The 21,633-nt window shown below is 66.2% G+C and carries 16 protein-coding genes; 14 read left to right on the top strand and 2 right to left on the bottom strand.

What is annotated here, in order from left to right; all coding sequences use genetic code 11:
- Positions 1-51: 51 nt before the first annotated feature.
- From DIE17_RS04205 to DIE17_RS04275, 14 genes are all read left to right on the top strand, one after another.
- Entirely contained in the window at positions 52-978 is a 927-nt protein-coding gene (locus DIE17_RS04205) for a CysB family HTH-type transcriptional regulator (protein ID WP_044843605.1), read from the top strand.
- 519 nt (positions 979-1,497) lie between these two features.
- Positions 1,498-2,448 (top strand): sugar ABC transporter substrate-binding protein, encoded by a 951-nt coding sequence (locus DIE17_RS04210; protein WP_044843604.1) that lies wholly within the window; start codon positions 1,498-1,500, stop codon positions 2,446-2,448.
- Between the two features lie 145 nt (positions 2,449-2,593).
- The gene (locus DIE17_RS04215) at positions 2,594-4,207 is read left to right on the top strand and encodes a sugar ABC transporter ATP-binding protein (protein ID WP_124485539.1); all 1,614 of its coding nucleotides are present in this window, start codon (positions 2,594-2,596) and stop codon (positions 4,205-4,207) included.
- Positions 4,204-5,223 carry an ABC transporter permease gene (locus tag DIE17_RS04220; protein ID WP_044843602.1) on the top strand — a complete coding sequence of 340 codons (1,020 nt, stop codon included), beginning with the start codon at positions 4,204-4,206 and terminating at the stop codon, positions 5,221-5,223. Before DIE17_RS04215 ends, DIE17_RS04220 begins: the two co-directional genes overlap by 4 nt.
- 35 nt (positions 5,224-5,258) lie before the next feature.
- Positions 5,259-6,290, top strand: a complete 1,032-nt coding sequence (locus DIE17_RS04225; RefSeq protein WP_044843601.1) for a LacI family DNA-binding transcriptional regulator — start codon at positions 5,259-5,261, stop codon at positions 6,288-6,290.
- Complete coding sequence (rbsK, locus tag DIE17_RS04230; protein ID WP_124522209.1) at positions 6,287-7,216, top strand: ribokinase; 930 nt, start codon at positions 6,287-6,289, stop codon at positions 7,214-7,216. Before DIE17_RS04225 ends, rbsK begins: the two co-directional genes overlap by 4 nt.
- Positions 7,217-7,495: 279 nt before the next feature.
- Positions 7,496-9,253, top strand: a complete 1,758-nt coding sequence (locus DIE17_RS04235; RefSeq protein WP_124522273.1) for a methyl-accepting chemotaxis protein — start codon at positions 7,496-7,498, stop codon at positions 9,251-9,253.
- A 543-nt stretch (positions 9,254-9,796) separates the two neighbouring features.
- Positions 9,797-11,719 carry a PrkA family serine protein kinase gene (locus DIE17_RS04245; protein ID WP_044843599.1) on the top strand — a complete coding sequence of 641 codons (1,923 nt, stop codon included), beginning with the start codon at positions 9,797-9,799 and terminating at the stop codon, positions 11,717-11,719.
- A 125-nt stretch (positions 11,720-11,844) separates the two neighbouring features.
- Complete coding sequence (locus DIE17_RS04250; protein WP_044843598.1) at positions 11,845-13,113, top strand: YeaH/YhbH family protein; 1,269 nt, start codon at positions 11,845-11,847, stop codon at positions 13,111-13,113.
- A complete protein-coding gene (locus tag DIE17_RS04255) occupies positions 13,110-14,789 on the top strand; it encodes a SpoVR family protein (protein WP_044843597.1) in 1,680 nt (559 codons plus the stop codon). The genes DIE17_RS04250 and DIE17_RS04255 overlap by 4 nt, the downstream gene beginning before the upstream one ends.
- A 235-nt stretch (positions 14,790-15,024) precedes the next feature.
- Positions 15,025-16,329 (top strand): MFS family transporter, encoded by a 1,305-nt coding sequence (locus DIE17_RS04260; RefSeq protein ID WP_124485536.1) that lies wholly within the window; start codon positions 15,025-15,027, stop codon positions 16,327-16,329.
- 453 nt (positions 16,330-16,782) lie between these two features.
- Positions 16,783-17,598 carry an ABC transporter substrate-binding protein gene (locus DIE17_RS04265; protein WP_124522207.1) on the top strand — a complete coding sequence of 272 codons (816 nt, stop codon included), beginning with the start codon at positions 16,783-16,785 and terminating at the stop codon, positions 17,596-17,598.
- Positions 17,599-17,701: 103 nt separating this feature from the next.
- Positions 17,702-18,424 carry an amino acid ABC transporter permease gene (locus DIE17_RS04270; RefSeq protein WP_124522206.1) on the top strand — a complete coding sequence of 241 codons (723 nt, stop codon included), beginning with the start codon at positions 17,702-17,704 and terminating at the stop codon, positions 18,422-18,424.
- A gap of 2 nt (positions 18,425-18,426) precedes the next feature.
- Positions 18,427-19,152, top strand: a complete 726-nt coding sequence (locus DIE17_RS04275) for an amino acid ABC transporter permease (protein WP_124485533.1) — start codon at positions 18,427-18,429, stop codon at positions 19,150-19,152.
- Between the two features lie 165 nt (positions 19,153-19,317).
- On the opposite strand, the gene DIE17_RS04280 is transcribed toward DIE17_RS04275, so the two are convergent.
- Both DIE17_RS04280 and DIE17_RS04285 read right to left on the bottom strand, forming a co-directional pair.
- Positions 19,318-20,595: a M23 family metallopeptidase gene (locus DIE17_RS04280; protein ID WP_124485532.1), complete on the bottom strand. Its 1,278-nt coding sequence runs from the start codon at positions 20,593-20,595 to the stop codon at positions 19,318-19,320.
- Positions 20,596-20,925: 330 nt separating this feature from the next.
- A complete protein-coding gene (locus DIE17_RS04285; protein WP_124485531.1) occupies positions 20,926-21,573 on the bottom strand; it encodes a TetR family transcriptional regulator in 648 nt (215 codons plus the stop codon).
- Between the last annotated feature and the right edge of the window lie 60 nt (positions 21,574-21,633).

Below are 21,633 nucleotides of genomic sequence, written 5' to 3' on the forward strand. Positions count from 1 at the left end.
GATACCGCTCCGAATCGACATTCAAACAACGACAGCCTAAGAGGCATACCCATGAATTTTCAGCAATTGCGTTTCGTGCGCGAGGCCGTGCGCCAGAACATGAACCTGACGGAAGTCGCGAACGTGCTGTACACGTCGCAGTCGGGCGTGTCGAAGCAGATCAAGGATCTCGAGGATGAACTGGGCGTCGATATCTTCATCCGGCGCGGCAAGCGGCTCACGGGGCTCACGGAGCCCGGCAAGGCCGTGCATCAGCTGATCGAGCGGATGCTGCTGGATGCGGAAAACCTGCGCCGCGTCGCGCGCCAGTTCGCGGACCAGGACAGCGGCCACCTCGTCGTCGCGACGACGCACACGCAGGCGCGCTACGCGCTGCCGAAGGTGATCCGCCAGTTCACCGAGGTGTTTCCGAAGGTGCATCTCGCGCTGCGCCAGGGCAGCCCGCAGCAGATCGCGCAGATGATCCTGAACGGCGAAGCCGATCTCGGCATCTCGACCGAGGCGCTCGATCGCTATCCGGACATCGTCACGTTCCCGTGCTATTCGTGGCACCACACGGTCGTCGTGCCGAAGGGGCATCCGCTCGTCGGTCGCGAGAACCTGACGCTCGACGAAATCGCCGAGTACCCGATCATCACGTATGACCAGGACTTCACGGGCCGCTCGCACATCGACCAGGCATTCGCGCAGGCCGGCGCCGTGCCCGACGTCGTGCTGACTGCAATCGACGCGGACGTGATCAAGACCTACGTCGAGCTCGGGATGGGGATCGGCGTCGTCGCGGCAATGGCCTTCGATCCGCAGCGCGACACCGGGCTCGTCGCGCTCGACACGCAGCACCTGTTCGAGGCGAGCACGACGCGGGTCGGGTTGCGCAAGGGCGCATTCCTGCGCGCGTATGCGTACCGGCTGATCGAGATGTTCGCGCCGCATCTTAACGAAGCGGAAATCGCCGGGCTGCTGCGCGAAGCGGTCTGACGGCGGGACGATGTTCCGGGGGCGCGGCAGGCGCCCTTCGGACGCGTTGCATCGGGCGCCGATGCTGCATCCGCCATTTCAGGGCGTGCCGACGCGTCGGTCCTTCGATCGAAGCTGTCGCTCACAAGCCGGGTTGCCGTGAGCGGCGGCCGTCAACTAATCGCCGGTCAACAGAAAAACAAGAGGGCGCATGCGCGTGCCTCGCTTCGATCATGTAACGCGCCGCAATCGGCGCGTGCAACCGCGCGCTCCGAATAAACCCTTAAATATTGATCAGACGGGTTGCGCGTCGAACCGAAACGGTACAGCATAGCTTCCACTCCGCCGGCGTCCCGCCGGCGGTGGCGCGTCACGACAGCACGCGCCAGGCAGTCGGCCGTCTGCCTCGCTTCCATTCCGTGGTACCGACAAGCAGCATCGATGGCCGATGCCCGGGAAGTGTAGCGCAAACGTTTGCTCTCATTAAAACAACAGTCAAACAATAATCTGGCCCGTCGGGCCAGTCGCCAGGAGATGTGTATGAATGTCCTCTTTCGCCGTCGCTTCCTGACCGCCGCACTTGCCGCCGTCGCGGTTGCTGCCGCACCGGCCGTCCATGCGCAGGCCGCGGCCAAGCCGAAGGTCGCGCTCGTGATGAAGTCGCTCGCCAACGAGTTCTTCCTGACGATGGAAAACGGCGCGAAGGAATACCAGAAGCACAACGCCGGCCAGTTCGACCTGATCACGAACGGCATCAAGGACGAGACCGACACCGCGAACCAGATCCGCATCGTCGAGCAGATGATCGTGTCGAAGGTCGATGCGATCGTGCTCGCGCCGGCCGATTCGAAGGCGCTCGTGCCCGTCGTGAAGAAGGCGGTCGACGCGGGCATCACCGTCGTGAACATCGACAACCGGCTCGACCCGGACGTGCTCAAGTCGAAGAACCTGAACGTGCCGTTCGTCGGCCCCGACAACCGCAAGGGCGCGCGCAAGATCGGCGACTACCTCGCGAAGCGGCTGAAGGCGGGCGACCAGGTCGGCATCCTCGAAGGCGTGTCGACGACGACCAACGCGCAGCAGCGCACGGCCGGCTTCGAGGACGCGATGAAGGCGGGCGGGATGAAGGTCGTGTCGGTGCAGTCGGGCGAATGGGAGATCGACAAGGGCAATGCGGTCGCGTCCGCGATGCTCAACGAATACCCGAACCTGCGCGCGTTGCTGTGCGGCAACGACAACATGGCGATCGGCGCCGTGTCGGCCGTGCGCGCGGCGGGCAAGCAGGGCAAGGTGTTCGTGGTCGGCTACGACAACATCAATGCGATCAGGCCGATGCTGAAGGACGGCCGCGTGCTCGCGACCGCCGACCAGTACGCGGCGAAGCAGGCCGTGTTCGGCATCGACACGGCGCTCAAGGCGATCGCCGAGCATCGCAAGCAGGCCGACATGTCCGGCGTGGTCGAGACGCCGGTGGATCTCGTGACGAAGTAACGCCGCCCCGTCGCGGCCGCCGGCCTCAAGAAGCGGGCCCGGCGGCCGTTATACGGAGTGAGCGCGATCACGGCCACTGCATGCACATGCACTTGTGAGCGTCACACCCGCGCGCCGCGTGCGCGCGGCCGCAACCAGGATCGCGATGGAACCGACCTTCCAACCCTCCCGTTCAGCCGTTCCCGTGCTGTCCGTCTCCGGTGTGGGCAAGACCTACGCCGAACCGGTGCTCGCCGACGTCACGTTGACGCTCGTGCCGGGTGAAGCGCTCGCGCTGACGGGCGAGAACGGCGCCGGCAAGAGCACGCTGTCGAAGATCATCGGCGGCCTCGTCGACCCGACCGCCGGCACGATGCAACTCGGCGGCCAGGCCTACGCGCCGGCGAGCCGCACGCAGGCCGAGGCGCTCGGCGTGCGCATGGTGATGCAGGAGCTGAACCTGCTGCCGACGCTGACGGTCGCCGAGAACCTGTTCCTGAACCGTCTGCCGCGGCGCTTCGGCATCATCGATCGCGCGCGGCTGCGCGACGATGCGCGTGCCGCGATGGCGCAGGTCGGGCTCGACGCGGTCGATCCCGATACGCCGGTCGGCGCACTCGGCATCGGCCACCAGCAGATGGTCGAGATCGCGCGCAACCTGATCGGCGACTGCCGTGTGCTGATCCTCGACGAACCGACCGCGATGCTGACCGCGCGCGAGGTCGAACTGCTGTTCGAGCAGATCGACCGGCTGAAGGCGCGCGGCGTGGCGATCGTCTACATCTCGCACCGGCTCGAGGAACTCGCGCGGGTCGCCGAGCGTGTCGCGGTGCTGCGCGACGGCCGGCTCGTGCACGTCGGCGACATGGCCGCGACGACGTCCGACGGGCTCGTCACGCTGATGGTCGGGCGCGAGGTCGGCGAGCACATCGACCTCGGCGCGCGCCGCATCGGCGCGCCGCGCCTCGTCGTGTCGGGCATGACGCGCGGCACGGCCGTGCAGGACGTGTCGCTCGAAGTGCGCTCGGGCGAAATCTTCGGCATCTCGGGGCTGATCGGTGCCGGGCGCACCGAATTGCTGCGGCTGATCTACGGCGCGGACACGCCGGACGCCGGGATGATCGCGGTCGGCGATCCGCTGAAGCCGGCGCGCATCGGCTCGCCCGTCGACGCGGTGAAGCACGGCATCGCGCTGATCACCGAGGACCGCAAGGGCGAAGGGCTGCTGCTGTCGCAGTCGGTCACGTCGAACGTGTCGCTCGGCCAGCTCGACCGGCTCGCGCGCGGCGGCATCGTCGATACGGCGCGCGAGACGGCGCTCGCCGAGCAGCAGATCGACGCGCTGCGGATCCGCACCCACGGCGCCGCGCAGGCGGTCGGCGAACTGTCGGGCGGCAACCAGCAGAAGGTCGTGATCGGCCGCTGGCTCGCGCGCGACATGGGCGTGCTGCTGTTCGACGAACCGACCCGCGGGATCGACGTCGGCGCCAAATTCGAGATCTACACGCTGATGGGCGCGCTCGCGCGCGAGGGCCGGGCGCTGGTGGTCGTCTCGAGCGACCTGCGCGAGCTGATGCTGATCTGCGACCGGATCGGCGTGATGTCGGCCGGCCGCATGACCGCCGTGTTCGAACGCGGCAACTGGACCCAGGATGCGCTGCTGGCCGCGGCGTTCGCCGGCTTCGGCCGCGCAGCGCTGCCGGACGGCGCACGCCATCCGGATGCGGAAAGCGCGCCGCGCGCGGCTTCCGCCTCTTCGACGACAGGACGACAGCAATGACCCAGCCTCCCGTATCCCCGAGCGACGCCGGCGCGCAGCAGGACGTGACCGGGCGCCGCGCGCGCACGCTGTCCGGCACGCGGCTCGGCGTGTCGAACTATCTCGGGCTCGCCGGCGCGCTCGCCGCGATGATCGCGCTGTTCTCGACGCTCAGCTCGCATTTCCTGACCTACGATACGTTCAGCACGATCGCGAACCAGATCCCCGATCTCGTCGTGATGTCGGTCGGGATGACGTTCGTGCTGATCATCGCCGGCATCGACCTGTCGGTCGGCTCGGTGCTCGCGCTGGCCGCGTCGATGGTCAGCGTGGCCGCGCTGAAATGGCATTGGGGGCCGCTGCCCGCCGCGCTGATCGGGATCGCGGTCGCGACCGTGACCGGCTCGCTGACGGGCGCGATCACGGTGGGCTGGCGGATTCCGTCGTTCATCGTGTCGCTCGGCGTGCTCGAGGCCGCGCGCGGTGTCGCGTACCAGCTGACGAATTCGCGCACGGCCTACATCGGCGACGCGTTCGATTTCCTCTCGAACCCGATCGCGCTCGGCATCTCGCCGGCGTTCCTGATCGCGGTCGCGGTGATGATCGCGGCGCAGTTCGTGCTCACGCGCACCGTGTTCGGGCGCTATCTTGTCGGTATCGGCACGAATGAAGAAGCCGTCCGGCTTGCCGGGGTTAACCCGCGGCCGTATAAAATCCTCGTATTCGCACTGATGGGCGCGCTCGCGGGGCTCGCGTCGCTGTTCCAGATCTCGCGGCTCGAGGCCGCCGACCCGAACGCGGGCGTGGGCCTCGAACTGCAGGTGATCGCGGCCGTCGTGATCGGCGGCACGAGCCTGATGGGCGGGCGCGGCTCGGTGATCAGCACGTTCTTCGGCGTGTTGATCATTTCCGTGCTCGCCGCGGGGCTGGCGCAGATCGGCGCGAACGAGCCGACCAAACGGATCATCACCGGGGCGGTGATCGTGGTGGCGGTCGTGCTCGATACGTATCGCAGCCGGCGCGCGCGCGCCCGGTAAAACTACACAGAAAGCAGACCAGAGAGAAACGGGAAATGGCGACGATCAAGGATGTGGCGGCCATGGCGGGCGTGTCGTTTACGACCGTCTCGCACGTGGTGAACAATTCGCGGCCGGTGTCCGCGGATGTGCGTGCGAAGGTCGAAGGCGCGATCCGCGAGCTGAACTACGTGCCATCGGCCGTGGCGCGCTCGCTGAAGGCGCGCTCGACGGCGACCATCGGCCTCGTCGTGCCGAACAGCACGAATCCGTACTTCGCGGAGCTTGCGCGCGGCATCGAGGACCAGTGCGCGGCCAACGGCTATTGCGTGTTCTTCTGCAACTCGGACGACGATCCCGTGAAGCAGCGCAACTACCTGCGCGTGCTGCAGGAAAAGCGCATCGACGGGCTAATCGTCGCGTCGGCCGGCGAGGACGCGGTGCTCGCGCAGACGCTCGCCGACGCGCATGCGCCGCTCGTCGTCGTCGACCGCAACATCGAGGGGCTCGCGGCCGATCTCGTGCAGATCGACCACGAACGCGGCGCCTACCTGGCGACGCGTCATCTGCTCGAACTCGGGCACGCGAAGATCGGCTGCATCACCGGGCCGACCGACACGGCCGTCAGCGCGATGCGCGTGCACGGCTTCATCCGCGCGATGGCCGAGCGCGGGATCGACATCGTGCCGGGCGCGATCGCGGAAAGCGATTTTTCGTGCCTGGGCGGCTATCACGCGGCATCGCGGCTGTTCGAGTCGGTGCACCCGAGCGCGATTTTCGCGGGCAACGACCTGATGGGCGTCGGCGCGCTGCGCGCGGCGGCCGAGCGCGGCATGCGCGTGCCGGACGACTGCTCGATCATCGGCTTCGACGACATCGAATTCTCCCGTTATACCTATCCGGCGCTGTCGACGGTCGGCCAGTCGGTGCGCGCCCTCGGCGAAATGGCCGCGCAGACGCTGATCGAGCGGATCGGCGGCGGCTCGACGGCCGCGCCGAGCCGTCGTCGTGTCGTGTCGCCGCGCCTGGTGCTGCGCGAATCGACGGCGGTCTACCGCGAGCCGGCCGCGCCGGGTGCTCGCCCATGACGGCGCGTGCGGCAGGCGCCGGCCGCGTGACGGTGGTCGGCAGCCTCAACATGGATCTCGTCGTACGGGCGTCGCGGCTGCCATTGCCGGGCGAAACGCTCGCCGGTCACGCGTATGCGCAGGCCGCGGGGGGCAAGGGCGGCAACCAGGCCGTCGCGGCCGCACGGCTCGGCGCGCAGGTCGCGATGATCGGCTGCGTCGGCGCGGATGCGCACGGCAGCACGCTGCGGGCCGGCCTCGAGACCGAAGGCATCGACTGTTCGCGGCTCGCGACGAGCAAGACGGCGTCGACCGGCGTCGCATTGATCGTCGTCGACGACGCCAGCCAGAACACGATCGTGATCGTCGCGGGCGGCAACGGCGAAGTCACGACGGATACGGTGGCGCGGCACGAGGCGGCGCTGGCCGCGACCGACGTGCTGATCTGCCAGCTCGAGACGCCGCCGGACGCCGTGTTCGCTGCGCTGTCGGCCGGGCGGCGGCTCGGCCGCACCGTGGTGCTCAATCCGGCGCCTGCCGTCGCGCCGCTGCCGGACGGCTGGTTGCCGCTGGTCGATTACCTGATCCCGAACGAAGTCGAGGCGGCCGCGCTGACCGGGCTGCCGGTGCGCAATCCGGCCGAGGCGGAAGCCGCGGCGCGTGCGTTGCGGGCAGCCGGCGCGCGCAATGTGCTGATCACGCTTGGCGCGCGCGGCGTGTTCGCGCTGACGGCCGACGGCGCGGCGCGCCACTATCCGGCCCCCGTCGTCAAGGCGGTCGACACGACCGCGGCGGGTGACACCTTCATCGGCGGTTTCGCCGCACGGCTCGCGGCCGGCGCGGACGTCGATGCCGCCATCCGCTTCGCGCAACGCGCGGCGGCGCTGTCGGTCACGCGCGCAGGCGCGCAGCCGTCGATTCCCACGCTCGCCGAACTGGCCGAATAGGGCCCGATCGCGCATCCCGGCCGGCGCGTGCGACAGCAGGCGGCCGGCCATCCTTCCCCACTTGCCTGACCTCGATTGCTTGCCGCGGGCGTTCGCGAAGCGGGCCGGCGATGCTTCGCCCCCATTATTCGGGAATCTGTAATGAACTGGTGAATTGCTGAAAAAATTGATGTGAATACCATCAAGCTGCGCAACATCCGGTCGTAAATACACCTGGGCGAAACACTGTTTCGAAAAACGGGCCTTGCCCGTTCACGACGACGCAATACAGGAAGAATGATGGTGATCGGAAACCTGACGATACGTGCGCGCATCGGTTTGACGATGGCGTTTCTCGCGGTACTGCTGGGCGTGATTGGCGTGCTCGGCGTGTACGGGATGACGCGCTCGAACGATGCGACGCGCGAGATTTTCACGAACCAGATGCCGAGCGCGGTCGACGTGGCCGTTGCCGAAATGTACGCGGCGCGCGAGCGCCTGGCGCTCGATCGCGCCGCGCTGCTGGCGGGCACGCCCGACTCGGCTGCGGCCGTGGAACGCAGCCGCGCGATGCGCACGCAGTCCGACGCGTGGTGGCAAAAATACCTTGCACTGCCGCGCGGCCCGGAGGAAGACCGGCTCGCGCAGGACGTCGCCGCGAAGCGGCAGGCGCTGCAGCGCAGTTGCGACGCGTTCGGAGGGCTGGTCGCGGCGGGCGACCACGACCGGATCGGCGAGGGCGCCAAGCAGCTCTCGACGCTTTATAACGAGCTCTCTGTTGCGGGCGAAGCACTGCGCAATTTCCAGTTCACCGACGGGCAGGCCGGCTTCGACCGCGCGGAATCGTTGTACGAGACGCTGCGCGTGCTGTCGATCGTCCTGCTGGCGGCCGGTCTGGTTGCCGCCGCGTTTTCCTGGCTGACGCTCAGCCGCGCGATCGGCCGTCCGCTCGCGGACGCGCTCGCGCATTTCGACGCGATCGCCGCGGGCGACCTGCGCCGCTCGATCGTCGTGCATCGGCGCGACGAAATGGGCCAGCTCCTGGACGGTCTCGCGAGGATGCAGCGCGGCCTCGTCGACACGGTGCGCACCGTGCGCGGCGGCAGCGAGTCGATCGCGACCGCGGCGCGCCAGATCGCCGCCGGCAACATCGACCTGTCGTCGCGCACGGAAGAGCAGGCGTCCGCGCTGCAGGAAACCGCATCGAGCATGGAACAGCTGACCGGCACCGTGAAGCAGAACGCGGACAATGCGCGGCAGGCAAGCTCGCTGGCAGCGAACGCGTCGGAGATTGCAAACAAGGGCAATACGGTAGTCGGCCAGGTGGTCGGCACGATGGGCGAGATCAACGACAGCTCCGCGAAGATCGCGGACATCATCGCAATCATCGAGGGAATCGCGTTCCAGACCAACATCCTGGCGCTGAACGCGGCGGTCGAAGCCGCGCGCGCCGGCGAGGAAGGCCGCGGCTTCGCGGTCGTCGCGGGCGAGGTGCGCAGTCTTGCGCAGCGTTCGTCGAGCGCGGCCAAGGAGATCAAGATGCTGATCGACGCGTCGGTGGAGCGCATCCGGACGGGGTCGACGCTGGTCGACGAAGCCGGCCGCACGATGAGCGACGTGATCGGTGCGGTGCAGCGCGTGACCGACATCATGGGCGAGATCGCGGCGGCGTCCGAGGAACAGAGCGGCGGCATCGACCAGGTCGCGCGCGCGGTCGCGCAGATGGACGAGGTCACCCAGCAGAACGCCGCGCTCGTCGAGGAAGCGGCGGCCGCCGCGCAATCGCTCGACGAACAGGCCGCGCGCCTGCGCGAGACGGCGTCGGTGTTCCGGATCGACGACGACGCGGCGCAGCCGGCGACCGCTGCCGCCGCACGTCAGGCGCCGCGCGCGGTGCCCGCAGCGGCTGCGGTGCCGGTTTCGCCGCCCGCGCCGGCCGTGGCGCGCAACGATCGTGATGCAGCGCCGAAGCGCGCCGCGCCGGCGCGCAAGCCGGCTGCCGCGGCCGCCGCGCCCGCTCCGGTGGCTGCCGGCGCCGACGACTGGGAAACGTTCTGATTCGCGCGTGACGCGCATCTTTTCGCGGTAACGCTCCCCGGTATCTTTCCCCGTATCTCTCCCCATTTGGCAGCACACGACGCCCGCGACATGCGGGCGTCGTCGTTTCGACCGATGGAATGTGACAGCGCACGTGAAAGTTCGTGCGTCGCCGCGCGCTGCGTGTTCGCATCCGCACTACGGGTATCTCCGGACGATGCGAAAAAAATTTGTAACGGCGCGCGCAGCGTGTCGTCGTAAACGGCCGCTCGAACGTCTAGGGATGAAGGGGGAGTGAAGGGTGCCGCGACGACGACGGAGGTGTCCAACGCACGAGACGTTCCGATGCTCGACGAGACGTCGCGGATGCCGTTTCCGCGACACGGGAGATCGATTGTAAAGCGTCGAAATGCGTTGTCCAAGCGGTGTTGTCGAGAATGACGAACTTCATACGAAGAGTTCGTGAAAAAAAATAAGAAAGGGTTTAGGATGAATTCGAACGCGCTTGCTTCTGCGCAGTCATAGAAGGCAGGCACGTCTTCAGACTCAGGCGAGGGAGGTAGCATGGATATTTACAGCAGCTTCGCGAACCGCTTCGAAAAAACGCGAGAGGAAGAGTTCTCGCTGGAGGAGTACCTCGCGCTCTGCAAGAACGATCCGTCAGCGTACGCCACGGCTGGCGAACGCATGCTGGCTGCAATCGGGGAACCCGAACAAATCGATACCCGCATCGACCCGCGCCTGTCGCGGATCTTCGCGAACAAGGTTATCAAGGTCTATCCCGCGTTCCGCGAATTCTACGGAATGGAGGAAGTGATCGAGCAGGTGGTCGCGTACTTCCGCCACGCTGCGCAAGGGCTCGAAGAGAAGAAGCAGATTCTCTACCTGCTCGGCCCGGTGGGCGGCGGCAAGTCGTCGATCGCCGAGCGGCTGAAGCAGCTGATGGAGCGTGTGCCGTTCTATGCGCTGAAGGGTTCGCCCGTCAACGAATCGCCGCTCGGGCTGTTCGACTACGACGAAGACGGCCCGATCCTCGAAGAGCAGTACGGCATTCCGCGCCGCTACCTGAAGAGCATCCTGAGTCCGTGGGCCGTCAAGCGCCTGCACGAATACAACGGCGATATCCGCCAGTTCCGCGTGGTACGCCGCTTTCCGTCGATCCTGCGGCAGATCGGCATCGCGAAGACGGAACCTGGCGACGAGAACAACCAGGACATCTCGTCGCTCGTCGGCAAGGTCGACATCCGCAAGCTTGAACAGTACGCGCAGGACGACGCCGATGCGTACAGCTACTCGGGCGGCCTGTGCCTGGCGAACCAGGGCCTGCTCGAATTCGTCGAAATGTTCAAGGCGCCGATCAAGGTGCTGCACCCGTTGCTGACCGCGACGCAGGAAGGCAACTTCAAGGGCACCGAAGGATTCGGCGCGATTCCGTTCGACGGCGTGATCCTCGCGCACTCGAACGAGTCGGAGTGGAAGGCCTTCCGCAACAACCGCAACAACGAGGCACTGCTCGACCGGATCTTCGTCGTGAAGGTGCCGTATTGCCTGCGCGTGTCGGAAGAGATCAAGATCTACGAGAAGCTGATTCGCAACTCGTCGCTGGCCGAGGCCGTGTGCGCGCCGGGCACGCTGAAGATGATGTCGCAGTTCTCGGTGCTGTCGCGCCTGCATGAGCCGGAGAATTCGAGCCTGTTCTCGAAGATGCAGGTGTACGACGGCGAAAACCTGAAGGACACCGATCCGAAAGCGAAGTCGTACCAGGAGTATCGCGACTATGCGGGCGTGGACGAAGGGATGACCGGCGTGTCGACGCGCTTCGCGTTCAAGATCCTGTCGCGCGTGTTCAACTTCGACTCGAGTGAGGTCGCGGCCAACCCCGTGCACCTGATGTACGTGCTCGAACAGCAGATCGAACGCGAGCAGTTCCCGCCGGAGACCGAGCAGAAGTACCTGTCGTTCGTGAAGGACGTACTCGCGTCGCGCTACGCGGAGTTCATCGGCAAGGAGATCCAGACGGCTTACCTCGAGTCGTATTCGGAGTACGGGCAGAACATCTTCGACCGCTACGTCACGTATGCGGACTTCTGGATCCAGGACCAGGAATTCCGCGATCACGACACGGGCGAGAGCTTCGACCGCGCCGCGCTGAATGCGGAGCTGGAGAAGATCGAGAAGCCGGCCGGGATCAGCAATCCGAAGGATTTCCGCAACGAGATCGTGAACTTCGTGTTGCGTGCACGGGCGGCGAACGCCGGGAAGAACCCCGTGTGGACGAGCTACGAGAAGTTGCGCGTCGTGATCGAGAAGAAGATGTTCTCGAATACCGAGGAACTGTTGCCGGTGATTTCGTTCAACGCCAAGGGTTCGGCGGAGGAGCAGCGCAAGCATGAGGACTTTGTGAACCGGATGGTCGCGAAGGGCTATACGCCGAAGCAGGTGAGGCTGCTTTGCGACTGGTACCTGCGCGTGCGCAAGTCGTCATGACGCGCGCGGTACCGCGCCCGTGCGGCGAGTCCGTACGGGCGCTTTCAGAGGCGCCGCCCGCATGACGGCAGACGGCATGCGCGGCGAGTGCCCCGGCAGATCGACTTTCGAGCGGGAGACCGGGAGTGCTTCATCAAATCATCGACCGCAGGCTGGCCGGCAAGAACAAGAGCATCGCCAACCGCGAACGCTTTCTGCGTCGCGTCAAGAACTACATTCGTCGTGCCGTGTCCGACGCGGTGCGCGACCGTAGCATCAAGGATATCCAGAGCACGCAAAGCATCACGATTCCGCGCAAGGACATCGCCGAGCCGAATTTCCGGCACGCGCCGGGCGGGCGTCGCGAATACGTGCACCCGGGCAACGAGGACTACGTGCGCGGCGACAAGATTCCGCGTCCGCAGGGCGGCTCGGGCGGCGGCGGCAGTCAGGCGAGCAACGAAGGCGAAGGGCAGGACGACTTCGTGTTCGAGCTGTCCCGCGACGAATTCATGCAGTACTTCTTCGACGACCTCGAACTGCCGCGCCTCGTGAAGACGCACCTGCTGACGGTGCCGAGCTGGAAGAACGTGCGCGCGGGCTGGTCGGCGGAAGGCACGCCGAACAACATCGACGTCGTGCGCTCGCTGCGCAGCGCGCTCGGGCGACGCATCGCGCTCGGTTCGCCGCTCGTCAACGAGCTGCGCGAACTCGAAGCGCGGCTCGAGGTGATGAAGCTCGATCCGGAAGACCGTCGCGAGGATATCGCGACGCTCGAGGCCGAGATCCATCATCTGAAGGGGCGCATCTGGCGGATCCCGTTCATCGATCCGTTCGACCTGCGCTACATCAACCGCGTGAAGCAGCCGCAACCGTCGAGCCAGGCCGTGATGTTCTGCCTGATGGACGTGTCGGGCTCGATGGACGAGCAGCGCAAGGATCTCGCGAAACGCTTCTTCATCCTGCTGTACCTGTTCCTGAAGCGCAACTACGAGCGCATCGAGGTCGTGTTCATCCGTCACCACACGCGCGCCGAGGAGGTCGACGAGGACACCTTCTTCCATTCGACCGAAAGCGGCGGCACCGTCGTGTCGAGCGCGCTCGAACTGATGCGCAAGGTGATGAACGAGCGCTACTCGCCGACCGAGTGGAACATCTACGGCGCGCAGGCGTCCGACGGCGACAACTGGACTGACGATTCGCCGAAGTGTCGCAAAATCCTGGAAGAGGATATCCTCACCAAGACGCGTTACTTCGCGTATATCCAGGTCGCCCCGGAAGAGCAGAACCTGTGGCTGGAGTACGCACAGCTGGCGCTGTCGCAACCGCACCTCGCGATGAAGAAAGTCGAATCGGCTGCCGATATTTACCCGGTGTTTCGCGAATTGTTCGAAAAGCAGGTGGAAATGTCATGACGACCCGCCATCTGCACAACGAGTCGCGCGGCTACGCGCCGCGCCCTTCCGGCGACGACACGGCCGGCCCTGCCGCATCGCAGCAAAGCGGCCGGACCGAACCGGCGGCGCCGGCCGCCGACTTGCCCGGTGCCGGGCAGAAGGAAGCGCGTATGAACGTTGCCGAACGCAAGCCGCTGCCGTGCCCGTCCGACTGGACGTTCGAGCTGCTCGAGGAATACGACACGCACATCTCGCAGGTCGCCGAGCAGTACGAGCTCGACATCTATCCGATCCAGCTCGAGCTGATCAGCGCCGAGCAGATGATGGATGCGTACGCGTCGGTCGGGATGCCGGTCAACTATCGCCACTGGTCGTTCGGCAAGCACTTCCTCGCGACCGAGAAAAGCTATCGCCGCGGCCAGATGGGCCTCGCGTACGAAATCGTCATCAACTCGAATCCCTGCATCGCGTATCTGATGGAAGAGAACACGATGACGATGCAGGCGCTCGTCATCGCGCACGCGGCGTACGGGCACAACTCCTTCTTCAAGGGCAACTACCTGTTCCGGCTGTGGACCGACGCGCACGCGATCATCGACTATCTCGTGTACGCGAAGAACTACGTCGCCGAATGCGAGGAGCGCTACGGCCTCGATCGCGTCGAGGAACTGCTCGATTCGTGCCATGCGCTGATGAACTACGGCGTCGACCGCTATAAGCGGCCGCAGAAGCCGTCGTTGTCGAAGGAGGCCGCGCTGCGGCGCGAGCGCGAGGCGTATCTGCAGTCGCAGGTCAACGAGCTATGGCGCACGCTGCCGGGCAAGAAGCCCGAGCAGATGGAGGAGCAGGAAGGCCGCTATCCGCCTGAGCCGCAGGAGAACCTGCTGTATTTCGCGGAGAAGAACGCGCCGCTGCTCGAGCCGTGGGAGCGGGAAGTGATCCGCATCGTGCGCAAGATCGGCCAGTACTTCTATCCGCAGCGGCAGACGCAGGTGATGAACGAAGGCTGGGCGACGTTCTGGCACTACACGCTGCTGAATACGCTGTACAACCAGGGCAAGCTGGAAGACGGCTTCATGATGGAGTTCCTGCACTCGCACAGCAACGTGGTCTACCAGCCGCCCGTCACGAAGCCGTACTACAGCGGGATCAACCCGTATGCGCTCGGCTTCTCGATGATGAGCGACATCCGCCGGATCTGCGAGGCGCCGACGGAAGAGGACTACAAGTGGTTTCCGGAGATCGCGGGCACCCCGTGGCTGCCGGCGATGCACTACGCGATGCGCAACTTCAAGGACGAGAGCTTCATCGCGCAGTACCTGTCGCCGAACCTGATCCGCGAGATGCGGCTGTTCTCGGTGCTCGACGACGACATGCGCGATTCGCTCGAGGTGTCGGCGATCCACGACGAGTCCGGCTACCAGTACGTGCGGCAGGCGTTGTCGCGGCAGTACGACATCCATCACCGCGAGCCGAACATCCAGGTGTGGGCCGTGAACACGCGCGGCGACCGCAGCCTCACGCTGCGCCATTTCATGACCGACAACCGCCATCTGTCGAACGACAGCGAGGAAGTGCTCAAGCACATGGCGCGGCTCTGGCAGTTCGACGTGTTCCTGGAAAGCGTCGACGAGGCCGGGACCGTGCGCAAGCGCTACGAGTGCCGCTACGTGCCGCCGGAGGTGCGCGTCTGACGATCGCCCGAGAGCAGTTTGCATCGGACGCCAGCCTGAGGGCTGGCGTTTTCATATGACGAACGCGTACCGGGAGAAAAATTTTCTACATCCGGACGAACCCGGAAAGCCCGTTACTTTACATTTCGCTAAAATCCCGTAGCGCCGTGCCGCCGGAACCGGTGCCACGTGCGACCGTACGCGACGGCCCGCGAGCCGTCTCGCCCAGAAAGCACTAAAAGGAACAGACCAACCCATGGACGTCCAGACCGACCAAGCTGCGCTGTCCGCGCATGACACCCGGCGGCGCGTGTTCGCCATCGTCGGCGCCTCGTCGGGCAACCTCGTCGAGTGGTTCGACTTCTACATCTACTCGTTCTGCGCGCTGTACTTCGCACCGGCGTTCTTCCCGAGCGGCAACACGACCACGCAGCTGCTGAACACGGCCGGCGTGTTCGCGGCCGGCTTCCTGATGCGTCCGATCGGCGGCTGGCTGTTCGGCCGCATCGCCGACCGTCACGGCCGTCGCACGGCGATGATGATCTCGGTGCTGATGATGTGCGGCGGCTCGCTCGTGATCGCGGTGCTGCCGACCTATGCGCAGATCGGCGCGCTGGCGCCGGCGCTGCTGCTGGTCGCGCGCCTGTTCCAGGGGCTGTCGGTGGGCGGCGAATACGGGACGAGCGCAACCTACATGAGCGAAGTCGCGCTGAAGGGGCGGCGCGGTTTCTTCGCGTCGTTCCAGTACGTGACGCTGATCGGCGGCCAGCTGTGCGCGCTGCTGGTACTCGTGATCCTGCAGCAGGCGCTGTCGAACGACGAGCTGAAGGCGTGGGGCTGGCGCATTCCGTTCGTCTGCGGGGCGGCGGCCGCGCTGATCTCGCTGTACCTGCGCAAATCGCTCGACGAGACGTCGACGAGCGCATCGCGTGACAAGAAGGACGCGGGCACGATCCGCGGCGTGTGGCAGCACAAGGGCGCCTTCTTCACGGTGGTCGGCTTCACGGCCGGCGGCTCGCTGATCTTCTACACCTTCACGACGTACATGCAGAAGTACCTCGTGAATACGGCCGGCATGCATGCGAAGACGGCCAGCAACGTGATGACCGTCGCGCTGCTCGTCTACATGCTGATCCAGCCGGTGTTCGGCGCGCTGTCCGACAAGATCGGCCGCCGCACGTCGATGATCCTGTTCGGCACGTTCGCGGTGATCGGCACGGTGCCGCTGATGCACGCGCTGAAGACCGTCACGAGCCCGACGGCCGCGTTCGTGCTGATCACGATCGCGCTGGCGATCGTCAGCTTCTACACGTCGATCAGCGGCCTCATCAAGGCCGAGATGTTCCCGCCGGAAGTGCGCGCGATGGGCGTCGGCCTGTCGTATGCGGTCGCGAACGCGATCTTCGGCGGTTCGGCCGAGTACGTCGCGCTGTGGTTCAAGTCGATCGGCAGCGAGGAAACCTTCTACTGGTACGTGACGGTGCTGTGCGCGATCTCGCTGATCGTGTCGTGGCGGATGCGCGATCCGAGCAAGGAAGGGTACCTGCGTCACGAACCGTGATCGGCAGGGCAGCCCGCCGGGCTGCCCGCATCGACCGGCAACGTGCAACGGGACGGCGCTCCGCCATGCAGGCGGAGCGCCGTTTTTTTATGCGTGACGTTTTCGCATGGGCGCGTGCAAGCTCATCGCGGGGCGCACGATATCGATATCGGAATCGCTTCGTTGTCCGCAGCGGACGATGCGCTTATTCTGAACGCGTAGTTCGTGTGACACCTCCTTGACTGGGATTCGCGCCCGCTGCGTGCAGCGGGCGTTTTTTTGTGCGCATGCGCCGCATGCAGCCGCTGCAAGCCTCATCACGAAACCCGCAGAGCAAAGCACCATTTGTTGGTTCGGAATCGCCGCACGCGCTGATACGTTAGCGGCTTCGCGACGACACACAGCGTCGCGATGTTCCTCGAACCGGCCGCCGCGCGATCCGCGCCGGCCTTCATAACAAATCAGGTCGTGCTCATGAAACTCCACACTCTCGCTACGTGGCTCGTCGGGGCCGCACTCGTCGCGGCCGGCACGGTCGCGCACGCGGACCGCCTCGACGACATCAGGAAGGCCGGCGTGCTGCGCGTCGCGACCTTCGACAGCAATCCGCCGTTCGGCTATGTCGACGGCAAGAGCAATCACATCGTCGGCCTCGACGTCGACTATGCGAAGGCGCTGGCCGACAAGCTCGGCGTGAAGCTGCAGCTGCAGCCGACCAATCCCGCGAACCGCATTCCGTTCCTGACCTCCGGCAAGGTCGACCTGGTGCTCGCGAACTTCACGATCACCGACGAGCGCGCGAAGCAGGTCGACTTCAGCATCCCTTATTTCTCGTCGGGCCAGCAGTTTCTCGCGAAGAAGGGCGTGCTGAAATCGGCCGACCAGCTGAACGGCTTGCGCGTCGGCGCGGACAAGGGCACGACGAACGAGATCACGCTGCGCGAGAAATTCCCGAAGGCGACGATCGTCGCGTACGACGACACGCCGTTCGCATTCGCCGCGCTGCGCGCCGGCAACGTGCAGGCGATCACGCAGGACGGGCCGAAGCTGATCGGCCTGCTCGCGAACGTGCCCGACAAGCAGAACTACGAGATCCCGGCATTCACGATCTCCAACGACTACATGGGCGTCGGCGTGCCGAAGGGCGAGACGCGCCTGCTCGGCTTCGTCAACGACACGCTCAAGGGGCTCGAGGCGAATGGCCGCGCGGGCCAGATCTACGACGCGTGGTTCGGTCCGACGACGAAGACGCCGCTCACGCGCATCTTCCGCATCGGCGACAAGACCTGAGTCGCATGCAGGACGCGCCGCGCTCCGCCATCGGTCGTGCCGGTGCGCGGGGATCGCGGCGTTTTTCGTTTCTCCTGATCGCTTGCTTCGCGCCCGCACCACCATGCTCGGCTTGGCTCCCAAATATCTGTCCTGGCTCTGGCAGGGCTTCCTGCTGACGCTCGGCCTCGCGGCCGCGTCGGCGCTCGCCGCGACGGTCGGCGGACTGCTGCTCGCCGTCATGCGGCATGCGCGCGGAACGGCGCCGCGCACGCTCGCGGCCGGCTATGTCGTCGCGTTCCGCAACACGCCGTTGCTCGTGCAGTTGCTGTTCTGGTATTTCGGCGTCGCGTCGTTGCTGCCCGACACATGGGTCGCATGGCTGAACGCGCGCCATCAGCTGAGCGCGGGCCCGTTCACGCTCGCATGGCCGTCGTTCGAGTTCGTCGCGGGCTGGTTCGGGTTGAGCGCGTACACGGCCGCGTTCGTCGCCGAGGAATGCGAAGCCGGGCTGCGCGGCGTGCGCCGTGCGCAGCATGATGCGGCCGCGGCGCTCGGCCTCACGCCGATGCAGTCGCTGCGCTACGTCGTGCTGCCGCAGGCCGTGCGCATCGCGCTGCCGCCGTTGTTCGGCCAATACATGAATCTCGTGAAGAACTCGTCGCTCGCGATGGCGATCGGTGTCGCCGAGCTGTCGTACGCGTCGCGGCAGGTCGAGACGGAGACGTTCAAGACCTTTGCCGCCTTCGGTGTCGCGACCGTGCTGTACGTCGCCGCGGTGGCCGCGATCGAGGCCGGTGCCTACGCGGCCACGCAATGGCGCGACCGGCTCGGGGCGGGGCGTTGACGATGGATCTCTCGCTGCTGCTCGACAACCTGCCGTACCTGCTCGTCGGCGCATTCCCGGATGGCCCGCTCGGCGGCGCCGCGCTGTCGCTCGTGCTGGCGATCGCGTCGGCCATCGCATCGGCGGTGCTGGGCGTGGCGCTCGGTGTCGCGATGGCGCTCGCGCGCGGCCCGCTGCGCGTGCTGCTGCTCGCGTTCATCGGCTTCTTTCGCGCGATTCCGGTGCTGATGCTGATCTTCTGGACGTACTTCCTGATGCCGATGCTGCTGCACATGGACGTGCCGGGGCTCGCGACGGTCGTGTGCGCGCTGGCGCTGATCGGCGGCGCGTATCTCGCGCATGCGGTGCATGCGGGCATCGTCGCGGCCGGCGACGGGCAGTGGCAGGCGGGGCTGTCGCTCGGGCTCACGCGCTGGCAGACCGTGCGCTACGTGCTGCTGCCGCAGGCGATCCGGATCATGACGCCGTCGTTCGTCAACCAGTGGGTCGCGCTCGTGAAGGACACGTCGCTCGCGTATATCGTCGGCGTGCCGGAACTGTCGTTCGTCGCGACGCAGGTGAACAACCGGCTGATGGTGTATCCGGCGCCGATCTTCCTGTTCGTCGCGGCGATTTATCTGGTGCTGTGCACGTCGCTCGACGGTGCGGCGCGCTGGTTGCTGTCGCGTCGTCCTCGCGCGGAGCGCATCGCGCGGGCTGCGGCTGAACGCACGGAACAGGTGCGGTGACGGCGTGCGCGCCGCGTGCGATGCATGCGGCGCGTTTCCGGTGATGAAGGTGAGAGCGTGCGGCTATCCGCAGCGGGCCGCGTCGTCGCCGAGCGAGCGGCGACGGGCGTGAAGGTGCTTCAGAACTTCGGTGCTTGAGAACTTCAGCACTTCAGCGCGTCAGCGTCAGGACGCGCTGTAGTGCGTATCGAACACCGAACGCAGCGTCGACGGACCGGTCGCGAAATCGCCCCACAGCGGGCCGTCGCTCTGCGCGAATGCAAACGGCGTCGTACTGATCGACGCGAGGCGGAAGCGCCATTGCGCCGCTTCCTGGCGGAACGCGGTGAGCTGCATGTCGGACAGCCCCGTCTGCGCGCTCGCGAGCGTGACGAGCGGATCGACCGGGTCGTTCGCGACGCGCACTTCGAAATGCAGGTGCGGACCGGTGGCCGCGCCGGTCATCCCGACCGAGCCGATGCGCTGGCCCTGCTTGACGGTTTCGCCGGTCTTCAGCCCGCGCGCGAACGCGGACAAATGCGCGTAGTAGGTCGAATAACCGTCGGCGTGATCGACGATCACGTAGTGGCCGTAGCCGCCCGGATCGGTTCCGACGAACGACACGATGCCGTCGGCCGCCGCATTGACGGGCGTGCCGGACGGTGCGGCGAGGTCGACGCCGGTATGGAATGCCATCGCCTGCGACAGCGGGTGGACGCGCTCGCCGAAGAACGAGCTGATGCGCGTCCACTTGACCGGCATCGTGAACGCGGCCGCTTCGAGCGGCGCGCCGTCGAGCGTGTAGTACGCGCCGTGGTCGGCGCCCGGCGCGCGGAACCAGATCGCCCCGAACGTGCGGCCCGCGACGCGCAGCTCGAGCGCGGTGAGGTGCGGCGTGCCGTTGTTGGTGTCGTACGCGATGCGGTAGTAGTCGCCGCGCTGCGCGCCAGCGCGCAGCGCGACCTTGCCGGTGACGAGATCGCCGAGCTGGATGCGCACTTCGGGCGGCACGTCGAGACGGTTCAGCGTATCGGACAGCGTGAGTTCGATGTCGCCCGCGCGCATTCCGTGCTGCTGCTCGGGCGGCGCGAGCTGGAACAGGCTCGTATAGCCGAGCATGTCGTTGCGGTGCGCGCTGAGCGGCGCGAACAGGCCCGGCTGCAGGTTGCGGTCGGGGCGTTCGTCGCGTTCGTTGCGCTCGCCGATCGTGCGCGCGAGTTCGCTCGTCACGAAATGCTGCGCGGTGGGAAACGGCGTGTCGGACAGCACGCGCTGCGGCAGCGCGGCCGTGCCCGAGTCGACGGCGCCCGGCAGTTGCGAGACGGCCGGCAGCGCGGCGGCGAGACCGAAGGCGGCGAGGGCGCCGAGCACGGCGGCCGGCACGAGCGCGCGCACGAGGCGCTGCGCGCGCCCGGGCGCGAAAGCATCAGGAATTGCGGCAGGCTTGACCAAAGGTGTCCACATCCAGGAAAAGCGGTTCAAAGAGGTGTGGGCGGGAACCATCGGCGGCAGATCCGTCGGGTGACGACGGGGCGGGCGACGGGCGTGCAACAAAACAGGCCCCGCCAGGGGCCTGTGTCGTTTCCGTTCGACCCAACTCGCGGGCAGGCCCGCTTCGAACGGCGGCGTGACCTTTCCGGGTCGAACCCGGTTTATCACGAAGACGCTAAAGAAAGATGACAGCGTCAGTCTACCGATGTTCCGCGAAACGTTAAAAATTTTAAAGAGGGTCGGCTCATTCGTTTCGCACTGCGGTAAATCGGGTTAAATCAGCATTTATTGCGCGGCTTTTCGTCAGACAGGAAATTTTTGCGCGCGCACGCGCAGCGCGGCGGATGTCCTGACCGCGTCGAAGCCGGCGTCGAGCATCGCTTCCGCGTCGTTCCACAGATTGCCGCGCAAGCGGTTGGTCCAGATCATCGATGCGAACACGCCTTCGAGCAGCGACACGAGATGGACGGCCGCGAGATGCACGTCGAGATCGGCGGCCAGTTCGCCGGCCGCGATCGCGCGGCGCAGCAGCGCCTTGGTGATGCGCAGCATCTGCAGCTCGAGCAGCATGCGGCGGCGCTGCAACGCGCCGTTCTCCTCGCTCTGCTCGCATTTCGTATAGAGGATCACGAGCACGCGCTGCATCGCGCCCGGCTCGCCGCATTGCCGCAGGTAATGCGATGCCGCGCGGCGCAGCGTGGCGAACGCGGGCAGGCTGTCGACCGCGTCGAACCCTTCCGACGTACGCGCGAATGCGCGGTCGCACATCGCGAGACACACTTCCATCTTGTTGCGGTAATGGCCGTACACGGCGCCCCGCGACATTCCGGCGGCCTCGGCGAGGTCCGCCATCGCGGTTTGCGCGACGCCTTTTTCGAGCAGCACGAGCTCGGCGGCGTCGAGGATCCGGTGCTTGATGGCGAGCGATTCTTCCCGGGTCTTGCGGGCCATGTCGTGAATTTCCTTACAGTTCGCTGTCGTTTTATTGAGACAGTATGGCGGCCGGATGAC

It is taken from the genome of Burkholderia sp. Bp9099, assembly GCF_003857805.1.
Classification (GTDB): domain Bacteria; phylum Pseudomonadota; class Gammaproteobacteria; order Burkholderiales; family Burkholderiaceae; genus Burkholderia.